This window comes from Vibrio sp. VGrn 2, assembly GCF_009361695.1.
Lineage (GTDB): Bacteria > Pseudomonadota > Gammaproteobacteria > Enterobacterales > Vibrionaceae > Vibrio > Vibrio diabolicus.
Map to the genome: position 1 here is coordinate 364618 of NZ_RBWD01000002.1, position 17770 is coordinate 382387.

General features: G+C 45.8%; 14 protein-coding genes. 8 read left to right on the forward strand and 6 right to left on the reverse strand.

The features are described from left to right. Positions 1-141: 141 nt before the first annotated feature. Positions 142-1518 carry an MATE family efflux transporter gene (locus tag D8S93_RS05515; RefSeq protein ID WP_085343134.1) on the reverse strand — a complete coding sequence of 459 codons (1377 nt, stop codon included), beginning with the start codon at positions 1516-1518 and terminating at the stop codon, positions 142-144. Between the two features lie 95 nt (positions 1519-1613). Between D8S93_RS05515 and D8S93_RS05520 the strand changes: the two genes are divergently transcribed. Beyond that, the gene (locus D8S93_RS05520; RefSeq protein WP_152812358.1) at positions 1614-3092 is read left to right on the forward strand and encodes a DUF2867 domain-containing protein; all 1479 of its coding nucleotides are present in this window, start codon (positions 1614-1616) and stop codon (positions 3090-3092) included. On the opposite strand, the gene D8S93_RS05525 is transcribed toward D8S93_RS05520, so the two are convergent. Next, complete coding sequence (locus D8S93_RS05525; RefSeq protein WP_152812360.1) at positions 3049-3633, reverse strand: NapC/NirT family cytochrome c; 585 nt, start codon at positions 3631-3633, stop codon at positions 3049-3051. The genes D8S93_RS05520 and D8S93_RS05525 overlap by 44 nt on opposite strands. Before the next feature lie 22 nt (positions 3634-3655). Beyond that, a complete protein-coding gene (locus tag D8S93_RS05530) occupies positions 3656-4279 on the reverse strand; it encodes a c-type cytochrome (RefSeq protein WP_152812362.1) in 624 nt (207 codons plus the stop codon). 451 nt (positions 4280-4730) lie between these two features. Between D8S93_RS05530 and D8S93_RS05535 the strand changes: the two genes are divergently transcribed. The 3 genes from D8S93_RS05535 to D8S93_RS05545 are packed head-to-tail and all read left to right on the forward strand — an operon-like array spanning position 4731 to position 10021. Then, entirely contained in the window at positions 4731-6995 is a 2265-nt protein-coding gene (locus tag D8S93_RS05535) for an OmcA/MtrC family decaheme c-type cytochrome (protein WP_152812364.1), read from the forward strand. 53 nt (positions 6996-7048) lie between these two features. After that, on the forward strand, positions 7049-8029 hold the full coding sequence (locus D8S93_RS05540) for a DmsE family decaheme c-type cytochrome (protein ID WP_152812366.1): 981 nt from the start codon (positions 7049-7051) through the stop codon (positions 8027-8029). 9 nt (positions 8030-8038) lie between these two features. After that, positions 8039-10021: an MtrB/PioB family decaheme-associated outer membrane protein gene (locus D8S93_RS05545; protein WP_152812368.1), complete on the forward strand. Its 1983-nt coding sequence runs from the start codon at positions 8039-8041 to the stop codon at positions 10019-10021. 86 nt (positions 10022-10107) lie between these two features. On the opposite strand, the gene D8S93_RS05550 is transcribed toward D8S93_RS05545, so the two are convergent. From D8S93_RS05550 to rsuA, 3 genes are all read right to left on the reverse strand, one after another. Further along, positions 10108-10767 carry a DUF2913 family protein gene (locus D8S93_RS05550; protein ID WP_046874809.1) on the reverse strand — a complete coding sequence of 220 codons (660 nt, stop codon included), beginning with the start codon at positions 10765-10767 and terminating at the stop codon, positions 10108-10110. Continuing rightward, positions 10767-11969 (reverse strand): Bcr/CflA family multidrug efflux MFS transporter, encoded by a 1203-nt coding sequence (locus tag D8S93_RS05555; protein WP_152812370.1) that lies wholly within the window; start codon positions 11967-11969, stop codon positions 10767-10769. The genes D8S93_RS05550 and D8S93_RS05555 overlap by 1 nt, the downstream gene beginning before the upstream one ends. 436 nt (positions 11970-12405) lie before the next feature. Further along, complete coding sequence (gene rsuA / locus D8S93_RS05565) at positions 12406-13107, reverse strand: 16S rRNA pseudouridine(516) synthase RsuA (RefSeq protein WP_152812372.1); 702 nt, start codon at positions 13105-13107, stop codon at positions 12406-12408. Between the two features lie 121 nt (positions 13108-13228). On the opposite strand from rsuA, the gene D8S93_RS05570 reads away from it, so the two are divergent. The 4 genes from D8S93_RS05570 (at position 13229) to D8S93_RS05585 (ending at position 17576) form a co-directional block, all read left to right on the forward strand. Beyond that, positions 13229-14980, forward strand: a complete 1752-nt coding sequence (locus D8S93_RS05570) for a DEAD/DEAH box helicase (protein WP_012841929.1) — start codon at positions 13229-13231, stop codon at positions 14978-14980. A 95-nt stretch (positions 14981-15075) separates the two neighbouring features. Beyond that, positions 15076-15501 carry a PepSY domain-containing protein gene (locus D8S93_RS05575; protein WP_012841930.1) on the forward strand — a complete coding sequence of 142 codons (426 nt, stop codon included), beginning with the start codon at positions 15076-15078 and terminating at the stop codon, positions 15499-15501. 76 nt (positions 15502-15577) lie between these two features. Beyond that, entirely contained in the window at positions 15578-16237 is a 660-nt protein-coding gene (locus D8S93_RS05580) for a response regulator transcription factor (RefSeq protein WP_005378073.1), read from the forward strand. After that, positions 16227-17576, forward strand: a complete 1350-nt coding sequence (locus D8S93_RS05585) for an ATP-binding protein (RefSeq protein ID WP_152812374.1) — start codon at positions 16227-16229, stop codon at positions 17574-17576. Before D8S93_RS05580 ends, D8S93_RS05585 begins: the two co-directional genes overlap by 11 nt. Positions 17577-17770 lie beyond the last annotated feature (194 nt).

Here is a 17770-nt window from a genome sequence, read left to right on the forward strand (position 1 = left end):
CACTAAAATCCTGTTAGTAGAAAGTATTTTGAATGCTTGATCACACTATGAGAGTACAAATGCAACTCGATTCACTTTCTGTTCCTAATTTTGTTGACGTATTGAGCAGATTTTTGCAGCTGCAGAAAGCTCTGTTTACCTTTATTGACCGATAAGGTTTTTCATCCATTTTCGGCTCACCATTCTTGGCAGACAAATCGTCCACTTCACAACTTCCTCGGTCAAAAAGAGTAAGTAAACCCATTGTGGGTCCCAACCGAGCTGAATCGCAGCAAATGCCGCGAGTGGAATCCCGATCACCCACTGCGCAAGAATGTCTTGATACAAACAAAACTTAACGTCACCACCCGCACGTAATACCCCAACAATGACCATCATCGGTACCGAGCGTAATACGACACCTAAAGCAAGAATCACCATAAACTGTTCAGCTAACTGGCGAGTATCCGCTGTCAGTGCACTAAACGCATTAAGGATCCATTGATTGGACACGATCAATACAACAGCGACCACAAATGCGATAAACACATTCAAAATGACCGTAGCCCAAGCTTGGTAATACACAGGTTCAAAGTTTTTCGCGCCGAGTTGGTTACCCACTAAAACCGCAGCTGCATTCGATAGGCCAATCATCATCGCCAATGCGATTGACTCAACGGGCGTCATCACCGACAACGCTGCCAAACCTTGCACACCCGCTTGCCCCATGATGGCATGGTAAGCGAACAATCCACCAGCCCATGCCAAAAAGTTAAAGGTGGTCGGTAAGGAAAGGCTCAAGAAACGCGTTATTTTGTCTACAACCAAACCTGCGCGTATATCATCCCAACCAAATGCAATTATGTGTTTCTTCAGCCATAAATAGCCAAATAGACAACCGACTTCGATAGCGCCACTGATAACCGTTGCAATGGCTGCCCCTGTAATCCCTAAAGCAGGAAAACCTAAGTGACCAAAAATTAACACCCAGTTGAGGAAAACATTAGACAGAATGCCTATACCACTAAAAAATGTGCTCAGCCCCGGTTGGTGCATCGCTCTCAAGCCCACCGACATACTAGCGACACACGCAACAGCAAACATGCTAACGGATGAAATAATTAGATAGCTGGCCCCTAACTCAATCACTTCTTGTGAGTCTGTAGTCAGTTTCATGACTGGCTGTGGGAAAATAACAAACAAAGCAACGGCAATGGCGGCAAACACCATGGCTATCATCCATGTTAAAGCCGTACTGCGACGTACCCCGACTTTATCGCCTGCCCCCCAATATTGTGCGGTCAGTAACGCACCACCCGTCGTCACCCCAACTAACATGATGGTAGTAACAAACGTCGCGCGCGCCGCAACCCCAACAGCGGCTATTTCAGCTTCACCAAGTTGGCCGAGCATAAGCACATCGACGAGGCTTCGGCTAGAAAACATCATGCTTTGCAGTGTAATTGGTAGCGCGATCGCGAATAAGCGACGTAAGAATGCTTTATCTGCATGTATTGAGAGTTGAGAGAGAAAAGTCACAAGCGCTCCAACGACAACTTATTGATAGAATGGGGAAAGTGTCTCATGATTATACTCTGTGGTGTTTATTCCACCAACGATTAAAAGGACAGATAATGAAAAAGGTGTTGGTGCTAGGCGCCTCGGGTTACATTGGTTCTCAACTTCTTCCGTTACTCTTAGATAAAGGTTACGCCGTCACGGCCGCAGCGCGACATATCGATTATTTGGAGTCAAGGACTCGGCCCCATCCTAATTTAACGTTGCGGTATCTGGACCTAGCCGACGCAGAAGCCACGCTCGCTGTGGTGAACGATTTTGACTTGGTATTTTTCCTAGTGCACGGAATGGCACAAGGCGATGACTTTGTTGAGTACGAGCTAAACCTTGCTTTGAACTTTAAATACGCATTGGAGCAAAGCCGTGTCAAACATGTCATTTATTTAAGTGCCATCCAACCGCAAACCGGAAACTCGCGCCATTTAGCCGCACGCAAAGCAACGGGCAAAATTATCCGACAGTCTGGCGTTCCAGTAACTGAATTGCGTGCAGGCGTCATCATTGGCCCCGGCTCCGCGGCTTTCGAGATCATGCGAGATTTTGTCTACAACTTACCTATTTTGATCGCGCCTAAATGGGTCGACTCAAAAGCCAACCCTATTGCCCTACCCAACCTCAATCACTATTTATTGCAGCTGGCCGAAGCATCACCCCCAGAAGAAAACCAAATTTATGAAGTTGGTGGGCCAGATACACTCAGCTACCGCGAGCAGTTTAAAGTCATATGCCGAATCACCAACAAGCCTTATCGGCTATGGTCGACACCGTTGCTTACCCCAAAAATGGCATCGTACTGGCTCGGCTTGGTCACCTCTGTACCAGCAAACATCGGCAAAGCATTACTCGCGGGGTTAGAGCATGACTACATTGCCGATTCCAAAGCGATTGAAGCACGATTTCCGCAAACGCTGATCAGCTACGAGCAAGCGGTATCCGATACCATTCAAGATGAAGGCACGTTTGTACGCAGCAATGTTTGGGGCTTTGAACCAGCGGCACTTCGTCGATGGCAACCAGGGTATGGCTACTACCCTAAACAAGCCGGTGCGAGCATAAAAACTCAAGCCTCCGCTGCGGCATTATGGAAAGTGGCTCAAAAAATCGGGAGTCGCGAAAAAGGCTATTACTTTGCCAACATTTTGTGGCGCACACGTGAATGGCTCGACATCTTTTTTGGTGGCGGGAAACCGATCCGCGTTTCTCCTCCGGGGCCAGAGCTCAAGGTCGGCGATTTTATTGACTCTTGGAAAGTGATTCGCTGCGAAGAAAATCAGTTCCTCTCACTTTTTTTTGGTATGAAAGGCCCAGGGCTTGGACGTTTAGAAATTACCATCAAAGACCATGGTGATGAACGAGAACTGGATATCACAGCTTGGTGGCACCCGCAGGGGTTTCTCGGGCTGCTTTACTGGTTTGCCATGATGCCAGCTCATCTATTCATATTCAAAGGCATGGTCAAAGCCATCGCGAAAGAAGCCGAAAGTATCAGTATTACTCCTCAGGTGGGACAGTCTCCGGAGAATCTAGAGAAATAGGCAGGTGATGGGCAATCCCCGCATGGCAATCAATGCACGATTGATCTCGACTTTCCATCATTTGATGTCGACGCGCAACGGTTCGTCCTTGCGCTTCGAAATCCATCTTGTCAACAGAATGGCAATATCGACACTGCTTTGATTTATTCTCGATAAACTGCTTTGTAACTTCAGCTGCTAATCTCGGACGATGTTCTGCCTCGAAATTCTCAAGTGTAATATCACCAGTCAGTTTGTGATAGATATCTGCTGTAGCGCCGATTTTCAATGCTATTTTGGCAAAAAACTCCCTAGGGACATGGCAATCACTGCACGTAGCGGCAACCACACCCTGAGCATTTTTGAAGTGTGGGGATGCTTGATACTCCTCAACTATCGTATCCATCCCAATGTGGCAGCTATAACAAAACTCGTTGCGATTGGTGTAATCCATACCAAAGTGAAAAACACTAACTGCCAACCCACCAAGGATAAACGCCAACAAGCCACCAATTGGTATGCCGAGCATCCACTTCCTGTTTGGTTTACGCCATAAACTCATCGGGGTTCATCCCAAAACAGCGCTAGCGATAACTCGCATAGTATTCAACGAGCGCATTTAAATCATCGGCACTAAGCCCTTTGAATGCTTCGTCCATTTTCTTATCAACGGAGCGTTTCCCTTGCTTAAACTGTTTCAATGTCGTGGCGAGATATCCCTTCTGCTGACCAGCTAAGATCGACGCTTCGTCTAGAGCGTTGCTGCCACCATCCGAATGACAGTTCTCGCAGCTTTTCGCGTGGATAGCCTTACCTTTCATCGCTAACGCTTGATCAAAAGACTGCTTAGCTGGCACAAACTCGAGCCCAGCATAATGTTTTGCTAACTCTTCAATCTGCGCCTCAGATAAAGATTTAACTATCGACACCATGTCGCCTTTTTTGCTCGTGTCTCCGTAAGCGTGACTAACAGAATTTGCAGGCCTACCTTCTAGGTAACGTAGCATCTGGTCAAAAAAATTGAATTCGGGAATCCCTGCGATGGTAGGAATATTCGTGTCTGAGCTAACACCGTTTGGCCCATGACAAGCTTCACATTCATGTTGTGAAATTAGCTCACTTGGTGACGCTAAACTGTGGGAGGCCAAAACTGAGCTAATGGCTAACACCGAGGAAAATTTTAGTGAGAATTTAATTAGTTGGTGCATATTAGACTGACTCCGTAGTAATTATCTTTGTTAATCAAAACCAGACAGCGAATAAACGATAAGAAAATCATTTTATAAACGCGACTTAAAACCAACGATATCCAAGATAAAAATATTAAGCCGTCAACCATTTAAAGTAGCGTAGTTCAATACCCTTACTTTTTCTGCACCGACCTCTTCAAGAACAACAAACTTCAATACAAACAATTGATTTAAAAAATAATAATTTAAAATCAAAAATTCACACATAGAAAAAGCGGTTTATTTTAATAATATTTCATATTGCGTCTATACTCTTACAAGCCATGTATTTCGATTTATTCAAGCGATGTAAATATGGATATTTTGCTTTTGGCTTGAATATAAAATTAATATTTCAATCAATTGTTTATTGAGATATTTAACCATTCCAACGCATTCCCACTTACTTTAGGACGAATCGAGAGGGACTATGAACGGTTTAAAGTCGATCGCTACATTAATATTTTTTATTTTACTGCTCACCGGATGTGGTCCAGACAGCAAAAACGATCAAAATACACCACCACCTGCACTTGGTGATTTCGAGATCAATGTTTCCGAGCCATCATTGGTCACTCAAGAAACCGGAGAAACCAAACTGGTGGTCGATTTTACCGTCAAAGACGGCAGTGGCAGATCTTATGAGCTAGACGAAACGAAAGATTTTCGCATCGCACTTCTTAAAGCAATGCCCTCTCGTGTCGATACACAAAACTCGAGCGATCCAGCCTTTGCCTTCAATGGGCGCCATGGCAATACCTATTGGAAGAGTTTCCATCACTCAAGTAATACCGTAAATAACCGTGCCAGCATGGAGAGTGTTTGGGATGGAACACTAGTAAAAACAGACGAAGGGTATCGCTACACGTTTGCCATTCCTGACGTTTTGAAAGTGTCCGATCCTTATACTGCCGACTCTTCTAGCAACAATGGTTTTATCGCTTGGGATGCGAATAAACTCCACCGAATCGTCATGGCGTATGGCGAGCAAGGCAACGGTTTTACCTACGTGTTTGAATGGGTGCCGCAAGAAAGTTCAGATACGGCTGTCTCCCGCAATGTGATTGAAACAGGCACCTGTGAAAACTGTCATATGGGCGAACCGCTTCATCATGGACCGGGCTATCGCTCAATTGATAACAACACTGCCGTTTGTACCGCTTGCCACAATGACAGTAACCCTGGCGCTGCGCCAGCCAGACGCCCTCTCGCTGCCATTGTTCATCAATACCACGGTAATGTTTTCAAATTAGGTAGCGACAGAAATAACACCGACACTTACAAACAGCCTGTCGACGAGAATGACGTGCTCGTTACCGACATCAATGGTTTAGTCATTGAAGGCAACCCTTTCCCGCAAGATGCCCGCAACTGTACAACCTGCCATTCAACCGATGTCGCGAAAGCATCAGACGCCAACAATTGGTTTGAACACCCGAGCCAAGTTGCCTGTGAGACCTGTCACTTGTACCGAGACAGAGGCGCGCATGATAACCAAGTCGGTACGGCTTGGGTAAGAAACGGCGAGCCACAAAACTCCTGCTCGGGCTGTCACCGACCTTATGACCGAGATGACAATGGCGATCCAATCATCGGCCAAGACGCGAGCCGAAGTGCTAAAACTGTTCACGTAATGCGTTTAGAGAATCTTGCAAAGGCACGTGATTCGCTTGAAATCAACGTTGAAAGCGCGCGATTTATTGATGACCAGTTTGAGGTTGAACTAAGAGTGTCGAAAGCGGGCTCAGGTATTGGCTCCATCAACGAACTGACCCCTTTCATTAATGAACATGGGCACCTCAATTTGTTGCTGAACTGGGATAACGGCCAAGGTCCGATGGTTGCAAACAACAGTCTCAACGTCGCCGATGATGGAGCACTTGGTGACGGCTGTGAGGCTCAAGGTGAAGGCTTATTCTTGTGTCATAAAGACTTCACTGACGCTGCGATTAAACCAATCTCCAACTCTACGTTGACGGTTAACATCGCCGACATGCCACTTTGCGCCAACCGTAGAGATGGCGAGCTCGCCGAATGCGTCACGTTTGAAGGCCTCGATCTTATCAAATCGCCTTTCGTCATTGCCGCCAATAACGCATCCGGCTCGTTTGATGTGTCTGGTATCAACAAGCAACACAAACTGCCAGTGGCCGCGGACATTTCATCGTGTAACGATTGTCACAAAGAGCTGACTATCCATAAGCTTGGTGAGCATCCGCATGCCGCAACCGACTTCCAACAATGTAAAAATTGCCATAACTCTGAACGTTCTGCGTTTTATCCTGGAATGGCAGCTGATCTAAAGTACCACGTACACTCATTCCACGCCTTTGGCTCCGCTCATAGCGGTGAAGCGCCTTTCCCTGGCGCAGTCAACAACTGTGAGACCTGCCATACCAATGCTCAATACAACTTACCTAGCCAACAAAATACGCGCCCTTCTCTTGCGAGTGGTAAGTACTTTAGTCCTGCATTAGTCGCCTGTGGCGCGTGTCACTTAGAGTCATCTTTAGCTAATGCTGACCCGGATAGTGTGGCAGGAGATGCGACTCTGAACCATATGCTGAATCACGGCGCCGTATTTGGAGCAGACACAGCAGCACAAGCCATGGGCTCCGAGCAATGTGCAACTTGCCATGCCATTGGTCAGTCACAAGGGGTAGATAAGGTTCACAAGGTATACGACTACCGTTGAATTCGTCATTGAACATAATGCTTTGACAATTAAGGACAAGAAAAGGAAGAGCTATGAAAGCAATGTTTCTGCGGTGGTTGGTAGCTGGGATACTTGGGTTAGGCGTCATCTTCACCGTCAGTTCGGAAGATGTCGCCGAGCCAGAACCCAAAGCGGCGACGTTAACTCAAGAAGAAATTGAAACTATATTGGACACCAAATTTTCTGAGGGGAAATATTCACGCCGTGGAGCAGATGGCTGCCTTCGTTGCCATGACGATACCTCAGACAAACCTGCAACCGGTATTTTCGACAACATCCACGGCAAGTCAGCGAATTTGCATGGGCCAATGAATGATAAACAATGTGAAGCATGCCATGGCCCAGCAAACAATCACGCGCGCAATCCGCGAAAAGGACAAGTTCGTGAGCCGATGATCACCTTTGGGCCAAACTCCCCTGTTCCGGCCGAAAAGCAAAACAGCGTGTGTTTATCTTGCCACCAAGATGCGAAACGCTCGACTTGGCATAGCAGTGAGCACGCTTTTGAAGGGCTGTCTTGTGCAAGCTGTCACCAACTGCATCAAAAAGACGATCCGATGATGGTTGCCGAAATGCAAGCAGACAAATGCACCGATTGCCACTCCCGCACCAAATCGGATATCCACAAACGCAGTCGTCATCCTATCATTGACGGCGTCATGACTTGTTCTAGCTGCCACAATCCACATCAGGCATTAAATGAAGCGAGCCTGAACTGGTCAACCGTCAATAACGCTTGTTACGAGTGTCATGCAGAAAAACGCGGCCCATTCTTATGGGAGCATGAGCCTGTAACTGAAGATTGTACATCCTGCCACACACCTCATGGTTCAGTGAACAAAGCCCTGCTCAATAAACGGCTGCCAATGCTATGTCAGGAATGTCACCGTGCGCCACATGCAAACGTAGCCATTCCTGAAAACGACTTGAGAGTGCGCGGCGGAAGTTGTTTGAACTGCCACAATCAAGTGCATGGCTCTAACCACCCACGTGGTCAAACATTAAGTTATTAGGAGGGAGGCATGAAACTATCTCAACTGTGCATCGCTATTTCCCTTGCTTTTGCTGTGCAAGCGCACGCCAACGATTATTCGTTACAACGTTCTCAACCAGCCGACACTAGCCGCTGGCAGTGCAGTGAATGCAGCAGCGACGGTACATGGAGTGGAGAAGTCAGCGCGGGCGTAGGTTACCTTAACAACGACGGTTCCTCTCGATTCTATAATTGGAATCCGCCCGTTTACGGTACAAACTCTGACAACAAACACTTTAACGCGAGCCTAAACGCCGATATCGAACAATATGAAGACGACGGGTTCTACAATCGAATCGTCGTCGAAGATCTTGGTTTGCAACGCTTCTTACTGCAGTGGGAAATGGGCCAGTACGACGGATTACGTATCCTCGGCAGTTACAGTGAAACTCCGTATTTCTGGAATCAGTCCTCACTCAGTGCGTATCATCCAAGAGAAGATGCACTCGTTAGTGGTGACCTATCGAAATATGAAAACTCAGTGACGCGAGAGACGTTTAAGTTAGAACTCAAGTACACACCACATACGCCATGGAAGCCATATGCATCCATGAAGCACGAACGTAAAGAAGGCACAACTTCGCTTTATTCATCGACTATTCCGGGTTACGCCAACGCGCCGGGATTCATACCCAAAGCCGTCGACCATGAAACATTAAATACTCAAGTAGGAGTAAGCTACATGGAAGATTTTTGGCTGGTGGATATTGCGTATCGCGGCTCGTTTTTTAGAAATGACAAGTCCGCACTCTATTACGGCAGCACTACCAATCCTTACGCTAACCACCTCGTGTATGAGCCTGACAACGACTTTCACCAGTTTGCTGTCACGGGGAATTATCGGTTGAATCAACAAACGTTCAGCGGCCGCTTACTTTGGTCACAGACGTCTTCTGAAGGTGGGTTAAATCCGTTTCCACAGTCCCCCGTTAACTCCAATACATTCCATGGCGAAACTAACACTTGGCAAATAAGCGCGGATTACCACAACAAACTTTCGCGAGACACTGCTTTCGCCATTTCTGCGGACTATTCAGATAAAAACGATAACTCCGATAGAAACACCATCATCGGATCGACGAGAGAAAAATACGACCACACCAAAACCAAACTGGAAGCAACACTCAAGCATCGTGTTACTTCTGATGTGAAATTGAATACGGGTTACCATTTTAGACAAGATGAGCGAAGTTATGCTGATAGGAAACGTACCGATGAACAACGCGTTTTTGTTGGGGCCCAGTACCGACCAAATAGACCGTGGCAATTAGGTGGTAAAGTCTCCTACTCTTTTCGCGATGGCTCTGATTGGCAGGACGACAGCAGCGACTCGCCTAATTTGCGCCAATACTATTTAGCCGATAAAGAGAGGATTGAGCTCCGTGGCGACGGCAGCTATGACGTAACAAGCGATGTCCAGTTACTTGCTGAGCTTTGGTACGGAAACGACGACTATGCTAAACCCGATATAGGTTTAAGCGAAGGAGAAGATTACGGCTACGATATCAGCGTCAACTTCAATTTACTCGACGGACTAAACGGGCATGTTTTTTACAATCAACAGATCATCCGCTCCGAGCAACAACAAGCAAACTCTGACGTTGTCGGTTGGAATCGCTACACCACCAAACTCAAAGATGACATCACAACCATTGGTTTTGGTGTGAGTAAAGAGCAGCTACTAGACGACAAACTTTCTATCTCGTTTGATTACAGCTACAGCCAAGCTGATGGAAAATCTTCAACCACATCTGGTGGCTACCAATATCCTGATAACGAGGCGAACTCGTACCGATTTGAAGTCATCGCTGACTATGAAGTATCTGAAAATCAAAACATGCAGCTTAACCTCCGTTATGAAGACTACTCAGAAGAGGATTACTTGTTTAATAACGAAACCGAAACGATGGGCGACGTTTTGCAAAGCTATGAAGGTTTATATGGCGGCGTCTATTGGAAATATCGCTTTTAAACACAGAGTGACGTAACAAAAAAAGCATCAGACGTTTCAAACGCCTGATGCTTTCGTATTTCAATTCTACTGCTGTGAGAAGTTGATTAAGCTTGGAAGCTCAACGGAATCTCAGCCAATTGGTTACCTTCGTTTGCAGGAAAGATAAGGTACTCGCCGTGGTATTTCACCATCGATTTGTAGTCCGTCACTTTATGCACCATAAAGCCCGCTTGCGCTGCTTTCTCAACAAACTCAGCATGGTTGCCACGTACAAACCAGCTCATTGGTTTGACGAGCAGCTCGCCGTCGAAGCAGCTTTCGCATTGATCTGCACATAGCGCCAAAGAGTTTTGACCTTCCGTGAAGATTTGGATTTTGCCACAACCAACAAGTTGCTCAGACGTTGATACTTCCCAGCCAGCTTGCTCCATCAAATCAAGAAATGATTCAATATCGGAGTCTTTTATCACTTTGGACTCTTCACCTTCAGGAAAAAACTGAGCGTAAAAAGCGGAAATACGCTTGAAGATAAACAACAAACCAGCGTCATTACCCTTTGAACGACCCGCTTTTTGCCAACGTGTTAAGTCATCGCCTACGGCTCGACCGAAACGCTGAGATTTAAGTGCTTTGGTAACCCAGCGCACTAAATAATGGTTATTCGCAACAGGGGCATTGGCTAACTTACCTGAGCGATGCTCTTGATCTAACTCTTCAAGTGCTGAGTTAACTAAGTTTTGAATTTCTTTGGTGTAATTCGACATTACGCCTTTCTTCCTAAAGTCCAATAAAACAGTGCTGAAAGCACAGAACAAGCAAACATCACAATGATCATCGGCCACGCCACATTACCGGGTAGTGATGCCACCAGCGCACCAACCAATGAACCGATACCGAATCTTAACGTCCCCGCCAGAGACGATGCTGTACCTGCCATTGATGGGTAGCCACTTAAAAGCAGCGCCATCGCGTTACTACCTATCGTCGACAATGTACCGATAAACAGCACAACAAAAGGTACGATGCCCCATAATCCGAAGTCGATTAACCAACTTACGAATAAACCAATCCCCGCCAAAAGTTGCACGAACAACCCAAAACGAAGCATGGCATGAGAGCCAACTTTCTTCACCAAGCGACCATTAATACTGGTCATGATGATCATCGCAACAATGTTCAAACCAAATAAATAACCAAAGTGGTCTGGTCGAACACCATATAAATCAATATAAACAAACGAGCCCGCAGTCAGGAATGCAAACATTCCGGAAAATGAAAACGCTCCAGAAAGCATCAAACCTATCGCTTCAGAGTTGGAGCATAATCTGGCATAGTTTCTCATCGTAGTGCGAAAACGAAGCGGCTGACGATTTTCTGGTTTCAACGTCTCTGGGATTTTCCAAAGTACCAGTAGAATTACCACCACAGCGAAAATGGCTAACACCCAAAAGATCGAACGCCAACCAAACCAGATCGCTAGGTGACCACCTATCATAGGCGCAACCAAGGGTGCCATGGTGATCACTAAGGTGACGAAAGACATTGCACGGGCAAAGTCTTCACGGTCAAACATGTCACGCACGACGGCTTGGATAATGACCGCCGCTGCCGCGCCAGCAAAACCTTGCGCTGTTCGCACATAAGTCAATGCATCAATGCCGTTTGTGGTCGCACTCACTACCGCCGCTAATCCAAAGAAAAGCACACCCAAAATCAGTACAGGTCTACGGCCAAAACTATCGGCAAGCGGCCCGTGAATTAACTGGCCAATCGCAAAACCTGCCGTATATGCCGTCAACGTAATCTGAACCGCACCAGGCGCAACACCCAAATCCTTCGCGATGGTTGGCATTGCAGGCAAATACATGTCGATCGCCAAAGGCGTCAAAGCACCAATCGCTCCTAATACAAGAAACAATAGAAAACTGATTTGGGATTGCGGAGCGCTTTGCGCTTTTTCTGTCATTCTTTTACCTCTTGTTGGAGCCCTTTCGTCAATACTTTCAGAGCAAAGTGAACGTAACGGACGGTTCTCATATCGTTGAATCTAGAAGCCAAAGGTCTGTTCTATCAACGTTCGAGAATCATAAGGGCAAATATGTACCAAGGTGTGACCTTGACGAACTCGACATAGAAAAGCATGTGAAAGCGAAATGTGTTTATGGGAAACAAACACAATGCAGTAAAAATGATGGCGTTGACACCATCATTCCATTCACCGTAGCCGAAGGCTTTGCAATAAGAGTATGCATGCCTCAGCTAAATGCAAAGGCATATCACTGAGATGAGTAAGCACACCGGAATTGTCTAGGCACTAATTTTGGTAGGAAAATTTATTTTGAGCCAATTCCTACCAAAAGACTAGTTCCTATTGGGAACTAAAGAATTTCCCATGCTGACAATTAATTCCAAATAGAATCAATTTCTTCTTGCGTGAGGTAGCGATAATCACCTGGTTCTAGTGCCTCATCAAGTTCGATAGAACCAATACGCTCACGATGTAAGTACTCAACTTTATTTCCTAACGCCGCGAACATACGTTTCACTTGGTGATACTTACCTTCCTCGATAGTTAACAATACTTCATTCTCGGCCTCGTTCACGATTTCTAAACGAGCAGGCAATGTTGCTTCTGATTCATTGCGCAAAATGATGCCTTGTTCGAGCTTTTCCGCATAATCAGGCTGAATAGCATCGACGAGCCAAACACGGTACGTTTTCTCACACTTATGCTTAGGTGAGGTAATACGGTGAGACCACTTACCATCATCCGTAATCAACACCAAGCCAGTTGTGTCGACATCTAATCGGCCCGCAAAGTGAAGGTTTTCAATTTTAGGCTCATCAAGCAATGCGAATGCAGTTTGGTTGTAGCCATCTTCATGTGAACAAACAAAGTCAGCAGGCTTGTACAACATAATGTAACGAGGGCCAGGAGCACCAATAACACGGTCTTCCCACATTACTTCCGCACCTTCAGGTACTTTAAATGCACCACTTTTTTGAACCTCACCGTCAACGGTGATGTCACCACTTTTGATGATCTTTGTTGCCTGTTTGCGTGTTGCACCCAGAGCGTCACACAAATATTTATCTAAACGCATGAATACCTCATTGAATTATACCCAAGTAACCTCCAAATCTCGGTTTAAAGGTCACTTGGGTATAAAAGTCAGGTATTATAGCGTTCCTCGTTCGAATAGTTGAGCAATTTCACATATTTTCATGTACACACTTCGCCCTTATCAAGCCGACTCGGTTAAAGCAGTCATTCACTACTTTCGTAAACACTCGACACCAGCAGTGATCGTGCTGCCTACTGGTGCCGGAAAAAGCTTGGTGATCGCAGAGCTTGCTCGCCTTGCGAAAGGGAGAGTGTTAGTCCTCGCTCACGTTAAAGAGCTGGTCGAGCAAAACCACGCGAAGTATGAAGGTTATGGTTTAAAAGGTTCTATCTTCTCAGCGGGATTAGGACGAAAAGAAACTGATCAGCAAGTCGTGTTTGCTTCGGTTCAATCGGTCGTACGTAACTTAGATTCGTTCAAAAACCAGTTTTCTCTGCTCGTTATTGATGAGTGCCATCGTGTGCCGGATGACAAAAACAGCAGCTACCAAAAAGTTATTACTCACTTACGAGAACTGAACCCAGGCATTAAGGTGCTGGGACTAACTGCAACGCCCTATCGTTTAGGAATGGGCTGGATTTATCAGTACCATACCCGAGGTCAAGTACGCACCGAAGAGCCTCGATTCTTCCGCGATTGTATTTTCGAACTGCCGATCCGTTACTTGCTCGACGAAAACTTCCTCACTCCGGCACGAATGATGGACGCGCCTGTTTTGTCTTATGACTTCTCGCAACTAAAACCCGCAAACACCGGACGCTACAAAGAAGCAGAAATGGACATGGTGATCGATAAAGCCAAACGCGCCACTCCGCAAATTGTTGAGCAAATCATGCAATATGCGAGAGAACGTCAAGGTGTCATGATCTTCGCCGCGACTGTCCGACACGCACAAGAGATCCACAGTTTACTGCCAGAAGGCGAAACTGAAATCGTCATTGGTGATACACCTACGCCGGAACGTGACGCGATCATCCAAGCGTTCAAGAATCGTCAAATAAAATATTTGGTCAATGTTTCGGTACTGACTACCGGGTTTGATGCGCCGCATGTCGATTTAATCGCGATTTTGCGACCAACAGAGTCAGTCAGTCTATACCAGCAGATTGTAGGGCGAGGATTACGCTTATCAGACGGAAAATCAGAATGTTTAGTGCTTGATTACGCAGGCAACAGCTACGATTTATACCAACCTGAAGTCGGTGATCCCAAACCAGACTCTGACAGTGAAATTATCACGATTCCCTGCCCGGCTTGCGGATTCAATAACAACTTCTGGGGTAAATTGGATAGTAACGGTTTCTTGGTTGAACACTTTGGCAGACGTTGCCAAGGTTACTTTGAAGATGAAGACACAGGCGAACGTGAACACTGTGGATACCGTTTTCGTGCCAAATACTGTGGTGAATGTGGTGCCGACAACGATATCGCTGCGCGCATTTGTCATGAGTGTGACGCAACGCTTGTTGATCCAGATAAAAAATTAAAAGAAGCCCTTAATCTAAAAGATGCATTGATATTTGAATGCACAGAAATGGACCTGTCAGTATTTAAGTCCAGTGACGGTAAATCTCAACTCAAGGTGACGTATTCTGGTGAACCATACCAAGGAGAAGGCAATGCGTTAGTTCATGAGTTTTGGTCATTGAGTACCAAAAAACAAAAACAAACGTTTAAAGACCAATTTGTGCGCCCTCACTTGGCAGACAAGCATCGCCCTTTTGAAGAGGCTTCACCGACACGTGTTGTTGCCAATCAACATCGTTTCCGTTTGCCTCAGTTTGTTATTGCAAGGAAATCCGGTCGCTTTTGGAAATTGCGAGACAAAATTTTTGAAGACGAGTTGAAATAACGTCCGCAACATTTAGTAAAACTGAACTCGATGATTCACTCTCTGTTCATCTATATCCGATATACTGCGGCTAACGTTCTAGAAAAGGTTTGACTATGTATAAAGCAACGACTTCTCAACATTCTGCGTTACTTTTCGGCCTTATCACGACATTGATGTGTGCACCAAGTTTCGCCAAGCATGACGACTACTATGCCTCACAAAATGGTCACGCCATCGTGCAAGATGTCGAAAAGCCTGGAACACGTATTGAATTCGATGAAGATCAAGATGAGGTCTATCGCGCGGTTCAACAAGGATATATACGACCATTTTCGGACCTTTACGCCGCAGTAGAAAACGACCTATACGGCCGTATCATCAAGGTCGAGCTTGAAGAAGATGATGATGCTTGGGTGTATGAATTGAAAATCCTGTACAACAATAGCGTCCTGAAAGTTGAGTATGACGCCGCCACGCTGGAAATGCTTGAGATCAAAGGTCGCAGCTTTAACAAAGCGTTAAAGCCACAAAACAACTAAACTGGTCTAATGCGTAATCCCGACGCAATGCGTAACTTACTTCGATAACACTCCAAACATAATAAGAATCACCAATATGAAAATACTTGTCGTTGAAGATGACCCTCGTTTAGGCGAGCAAATCATCGAAACATTAGAAAGTACCGGCTGGGTACCAGAATTATCTCAAGATGGCATAGACGCTCTGTATCGCGCGACATCGGAAGAATGGGACGCTATTGTTCTTGATCTAGGACTGCCGAAATTGGATGGCCTCACCGTGCTAAAAGGCATTCGTGATGAAAACATCAATACCCCTGTCGTTATCCTGAGTGCTCGCGATACCCTAACGCAGAGAGTTGAAGGTCTAAACGCAGGTGCAGACGATTACCTAACTAAGCCGTTTGAAATGGTTGAGCTTATCGCTCGTATTCGCGCACAACTACGAAGAGCATCAGGTAACGCCTCTCCTGTGATGCAAATTGGCGACTTGAGCTTGGATACGCGCACTTCTAAAGTAATGTGGCAAGGGCAAGCAGTAAGCTTAACGGCACTGGAGTATAAAGTGGTCGCTTACTTTATGCATAACCCAGAAAAAGTAATTTCTCGCACCGAACTCGTCGAGCACATTTACAAACAAGACTTTGATCGTGACTCCAACACAATCGAAGTTTTTATCGGCCGAATTCGCAAAAAAATCGCGCCAAAGATCATCAAAACTGTCCGAGGGTTGGGATACCAATTAAATGCCGAATAAGAACAGGCTACCGTTGAACGCAATAAAACGACTGAGTATCAAAAGTCGCCTCGTTTTAGCGGCGATCGTTTGGTTGACGGCAATGATCCTCGCAGCTGGTGTGACGATACCGACCCAAGTGTACAACTATATGGTTGACGACACTCGCTCACAGCTGAGTATTTTTATGGATGAAATCGCCGCTCAGTTAGAAGTCGATGAGACTGGGCACCTCTCACTCGCTGCTCTGCTCTCAGACCCTCGATTTAACCGGCCTTACAGTGGTTTATATTGGAGTGCCTCTACTGAGACGAGTCTCGAGCGTTCTCGTTCTTTGTGGGACAAAAAAATCGAATACAAAGGTCTGGATAACGATGCTTACGGCGCGAGAGGCGAAAAGCTGATTACCATAGAAAAAGCTCTGTACTTACCAGATTACGATGGGCCTATCCATATCATTATTGGTATTGACGAAGAGCCTATCAAAAGCACCCTGCAAACGCTAATCGGGCAACTCTGGCTTATTTTAGGCTTATTATTCGCAGGGGTTCTTGCCGTCATTTTGCTGCAAATTGCATGGTCATTGAGTCCGCTTACGAAGTTACAAAAAGAGTTGGCCGAGCTGAAGTCTGGTAACAAAAAGAGTCTAGAAGAAACCTATCCGAAAGAGATTTCTCCTCTTATCTTCGACCTCAACGCTCTGCTTTTCCATTACCAGGAGTTGTTAGAACGAGCTAGGAATCATGCAGGCAATCTCTCACATGCGCTAAAAACCCCACTTTCTGTCCTAAAAAATGAAGTACAGACGTTAGAACCTGATACGCAATCCCGTCTGCGTACTCCGATCAATCAAATACAAGATCATATCGATTACCATCTGGGCCGTGCCCGCATGGCGGGGTCTATGAATATTTTATCAGTGAAATCGAACCCAGCAGAGCGTGTGGATGCTATCTCAATGGCGTTTGATAAAGTGTATGCGAGCCGAGATATCTCCTTAGTTAATGAACTTGATTCAGAGCTGAATGTAGCGGTAGAGCAGACCGATCTCGACGAAATGCTGGGTAACTTGCTTGAAAATGCCTATAAGTGGGCCAACAACATGATTCGTGTGCACTCCTCTCAGGATAAAGACAATATACACATCATCATTGAAGATGACGGACCAGGTATCCCTAAAGAGAAACTGAGTCAAGTAGTCAAGAGAGGCGTTAGATTGGATGAAGCAACCCCTGGGTCAGGTCTTGGTCTAAATATAGTCAGTGAAATGGCACACAGTTACCGAGGTCAATTAACACTGGAAGCGAGCGCTTTAGGTGGCTTAAAAGCATCTTTAGTCTTACATCTCAGCCGAACATAAAGCATATAACGCATAAACTTTGTTCTTTGGGCCATGATTAGTAAACCGATGAAAATGGAGCCGATGTGAACAAAATCCAAGCAAAGCGTTAAAAGGGATAGCCTTACACCTAGCCAAATCATACTTTTTTGTTGATTTGGATACGATTTGGGTTGCCCATTTATAAGTGGAATGATAGTATCCGCGCTCGCTTG

Excerpts from the sequence above, each read along its gene's own strand:
- D8S93_RS05525 (WP_152812360.1), bottom strand. The coding sequence starts at position 3,633 with ATGAGTTTATGGCGTAAACCAAACAGGAAGTGGATGCTCGGCATACCA.
- D8S93_RS05520 (WP_152812358.1), top strand. The coding sequence starts at position 1,614 with ATGAAAAAGGTGTTGGTGCTAGGCGCCTCGGGTTACATTGGTTCTCAA.
- D8S93_RS05550 (WP_046874809.1), bottom strand. The coding sequence starts at position 10,767 with ATGTCGAATTACACCAAAGAAATTCAAAACTTAGTTAACTCAGCACTT.
- D8S93_RS05585 (WP_152812374.1), top strand. The coding sequence starts at position 16,227 with ATGCCGAATAAGAACAGGCTACCGTTGAACGCAATAAAACGACTGAGT.
- D8S93_RS05555 (WP_152812370.1), bottom strand. The coding sequence starts at position 11,969 with ATGACAGAAAAAGCGCAAAGCGCTCCGCAATCCCAAATCAGTTTTCTA.
- D8S93_RS05545 (WP_152812368.1), top strand. The coding sequence starts at position 8,039 with ATGAAACTATCTCAACTGTGCATCGCTATTTCCCTTGCTTTTGCTGTG.
- D8S93_RS05575 (WP_012841930.1), top strand. The coding sequence starts at position 15,076 with ATGTATAAAGCAACGACTTCTCAACATTCTGCGTTACTTTTCGGCCTT.
- D8S93_RS05570 (WP_012841929.1), top strand. The coding sequence starts at position 13,229 with ATGTACACACTTCGCCCTTATCAAGCCGACTCGGTTAAAGCAGTCATT.
- D8S93_RS05580 (WP_005378073.1), top strand. The coding sequence starts at position 15,578 with ATGAAAATACTTGTCGTTGAAGATGACCCTCGTTTAGGCGAGCAAATC.
- D8S93_RS05540 (WP_152812366.1), top strand. The coding sequence starts at position 7,049 with ATGAAAGCAATGTTTCTGCGGTGGTTGGTAGCTGGGATACTTGGGTTA.
- D8S93_RS05530 (WP_152812362.1), bottom strand. The coding sequence starts at position 4,279 with ATGCACCAACTAATTAAATTCTCACTAAAATTTTCCTCGGTGTTAGCC.
- rsuA (WP_152812372.1), bottom strand. The coding sequence starts at position 13,107 with ATGCGTTTAGATAAATATTTGTGTGACGCTCTGGGTGCAACACGCAAA.
- D8S93_RS05535 (WP_152812364.1), top strand. The coding sequence starts at position 4,731 with ATGAACGGTTTAAAGTCGATCGCTACATTAATATTTTTTATTTTACTG.